The organism is Meridianimarinicoccus roseus, assembly GCF_003172915.1.
GTDB lineage: Bacteria > Pseudomonadota > Alphaproteobacteria > Rhodobacterales > Rhodobacteraceae > Meridianimarinicoccus > Meridianimarinicoccus roseus.
Genome location: NZ_QGKU01000062.1, coordinates 1 through 3,398 on the forward strand (window position 1 = coordinate 1; position 3,398 = coordinate 3,398).

At 62.7% G+C, this 3,398-nt stretch carries 2 protein-coding genes; one reads left to right on the top strand and one right to left on the bottom strand.

Annotated features, from left to right (window positions below; translation table 11 throughout):
- Positions 1-2,492 (bottom strand): beta strand repeat-containing protein (locus tag DKT77_RS18885; protein ID WP_420798332.1); only part of this gene is annotated, 2,492 nt, incomplete at its 3' end.
- A gap of 515 nt (positions 2,493-3,007) precedes the next feature.
- On the opposite strand from DKT77_RS18885, the gene DKT77_RS18890 reads away from it, so the two are divergent.
- Positions 3,008-3,398: IS110 family transposase (locus DKT77_RS18890; protein WP_146205033.1), on the top strand; the 391-nt coding region annotated here is incomplete at its 3' end.

Consider the following 3,398-nt stretch of genomic DNA (forward strand, 5'->3'; position numbering starts at 1 on the left):
GTCCCCGCGCCCACATTGATCGTGTCGCCATCGCTGGCCGCGTCCACCGCCGCCTGGATCGACATGCCGTCGACCACGCCAAAGCCGTCCGCGAATTGCAGCGCTTCGATGCCGATCAGCGTGTCGCTGCCATCGGGTGCGCCCGAGCGCGTGTCGGTGATACTGATCGCCCCGGAGGCATCGACGTTGATCGTGTAATCCGCGAAGTTGCCGGTGAACGTGACCACGTCGAGCCCGTCATCGCCCGAGATGAACTCGTCGTCGGCCGTGCTTGAGATGGTCGTGTCGGCGGCGACGGTCACATCGGCCACGACCTTGTCATAGGCGACACCGTCGATGGTGTTCGGACCGGTCTCGATCACGAAGCCGGACCGGTTGTCGATGACCCCGGTATTGGCGTCGCTCCCCAGCGTGTCGGTGAACGTGTTGCCCGAAACGCCCGAGAAATCGACCGGGCCTGCAGTTACCTGGTCGTTGTTTCCATCGTCCTGAAGTCGGCCCGAGAAATCGAAATGCCCGATGGCGAACCGCGGGGCCGTATCCTCGAACGCGTTGGACTGAATGACGAAGCTGCCCTCGTCGCCGGTCCGACCGTCGGTGGCGATAGCCGTCGGGAAGCCGAAATCGCCGCCGCTGCCGCCAAGGTCGAACTTGCTGCTGGTCACGCTCACGTCGCGCGCCGTGACCGCATCGCCGTAATTCAGGTATATCCCGTAAGGGAATTCCGTGTGGCTCGCACCTGGATCAGCCGGCGCCTTGAAGGCTGTGAACAGCACGTTGTCGACGGTGATGTCGCCATTCGTGCCCGACACATCGATGCCCGCGGGGCTGAAGGACAGGCCAGCTTCTGCCGATCCGTCGACCTGGATGACGGAGTTGACCACACTGAGATCACCGCTGCTGTAGGCTTGGATGCCGCTCAGACCGTTGCCGCTTTCCGGCCCGGTGCCCAGAAGCCGCACGCCGTCCAGCGACAGCCCGCCCGTGCCGGTCAGCGTGAATCCGTCGATGATCGTTTCGCTGCCCGGCGCCTGTCCCGCCCAGTTGTCGCCGGTCGGCGAAACACCGGCAAGCGCGCCCGAAATCGACAGCGCCTTGTCGGTGATGAGGATCTTGCCCTCCGCGGAATAGTCCCCCGCGCCTACGAGGATTGTGTCGCCGTGGCTCGCGGCGTCGATGGCGGCCTGGATCGACATGCCGTCGTAGACGAGGAAGGTGGACGAGCCGGTGTTCGTGACCTCGATCACCTCGATGCCCGACAGCGTTTCGGTCCCGTCCGGGCCCGCGATCTGGCCGCTGAACGCGCCGCTGCCGTCCACCGACGCGCCCGTCACGGTGAAGTCGCCCAGCGTCACGGCCGCCCCGCCGCCATCGGCGATCACCGCCGTGTCGGTGCCGACGCCCCCGACATATTCGTCATCGCCCAGCCCGCCGATCAAACGGTCGTTGCCCTCGCCAGCGTCGAATTCCTGGCCAGGCTTGTTGCCGCCAAACAGGATGTCGTTGCCGCCACCACCAATCAGCGTGTCGTTGCCGCCCTTGCCGTGGATGCTGTCATCGCCATCGGTGCCGGTGATCGTCGTGTCGACCGCCGCGCCGCCATCCTGGATGCTTTTTTCGGCCTGCAACTCCGTCACCGGGCCGCCGTAACCGACAGGGAACACAAGATCGAACCCCGATGCGTCGACTTGCGCGCCGGTGATACCGTCGATGTTGAAAAGCGGGCCCCAGATGCTGTCAGCGCCGGAAAGGTCGATGCCCGTGGTGGTGCCGGCGATGCTCAGCCCGTTGAGATCGGCGAAGTTGAACAACGCGATCGGGTTCTTGTGGTAGCCGCCGCTCACCGTCACGTCGGAGAAGCTGACCGTGCCGATGGACGGCGATGTCGCGATCGGCAGGTTCGCGTTGCCCGGCGCCCCCAAGGCGCCGATGATCTCCACCGCGCTGTCCGGGCGGCCCGTCGCGGTGGTCACACTCAACGGATCCACACCGGTGAAGGTGACAGTGTCGAAGCTGGCATCGCCGTCGAAACCGAACAACTTGACATCGGCTGTGTTGCCACTGCCGGTGCCATTGTCGGAAAAGGCGACGCCCGTCAGCGTCAGCCCGGTCAGCGCCGGCGCAGCCGGGTTCGCATCGTCGGTTGAATAGATCCCGCGATTTGTGAAGCCCGAGATCGCGCCGTTGATGAAGCTCAGGTCCGCAGTGGCGCCCGGAACGGCGTTGATGCCGACACTGGACGTGCCCTGGCCGCTCAGATCGAATCCGTCGAACGAAACTGCCCCGACGATACCCGCCCCAAGCGTCACCGCAGTGCCGGAAGCCGGCTGGATCACCGCCTGCCCGGGGCCAGAAACGGTGAAGGTCAGCTCCTTGTCGATGGTCAGGTTCTCGGCGTAGGTGCCCGTCGGCACTACGATCGTATCGCCTGCACTGGCGCTGTCGATCGCGATCTGGATTTGGCCGCCGTTTGCAACGTTGATAGTCGCCATAAACCTGTGCTCCCCGTGTCAGCGCGTTGCGGACCTACGTCGCTCAGGGAATTCGGAATGCAGACAAGTACCCGTACCTAAATACATCGAGGACGAACCCGCCCCTCGTACTTCAATGTCGCGCAATAACCAAACGTTGAGATGAACGAGCAGACCCTAATTCGTTAAAAAACGCTAACGCGGGAATTTGGACAAAGCTAGGGAAAAATTTCTCATGTTTTTAGTTAGTTAATAACTTTTTTACCATTCTCGCTCTGGTTGTAAATCTGAACGGCGGTGCCACCCGCGATCCGGATTGCCCTACGGTTGAACGACGGCGATGTTGGATCAGGGTCAGATGCATTGATTTTCGACACGCTGCGTGATTCACGGCTCGCAAAACGGAGCTGTGACGTGAGCGACCTTTTCTGGCTGACCGACGCGCAGATGGCCAAGCGGCCTTGATGCTGCAACCGCCCCCCGGCGGCATCGATGTGCCGAGGTGGGATCGCAACAATCCGTATTGGGAGGCGGTCATGTCGGAGATTATCACGGTCGGACTGGATCTGGCGAAGAATGTGTTCCAGGTCCACGGCGCAGACAGCGAAGGCAGAGCTGTTTTACGAAAGAAGCTCAGAAGAGCTCAAGTGATTGAGTTCTTCGCCAAGTTACCGCCCTGTCTCGTGGCGATGGAAGCCTGCGGTGGCGCCCATTTCTGGGGGCGGGAGCTGGCACGGCTCGGCCATGACATCAGACTGATCCCGCCTGCCTACGTGAAGCCGTTCGTCAACCGGCAAAAGAACGATGCAGCTGACGCGGAGGCGATCCGCGAAGCTGCGCAGAGACCGAACATGCGCTTCGTGCCCGTGAAGAGCGAAGAAACGCAGGGGGCGGCCAGCGTCTTCCGCGTCCGGGAATTGCTCGTCC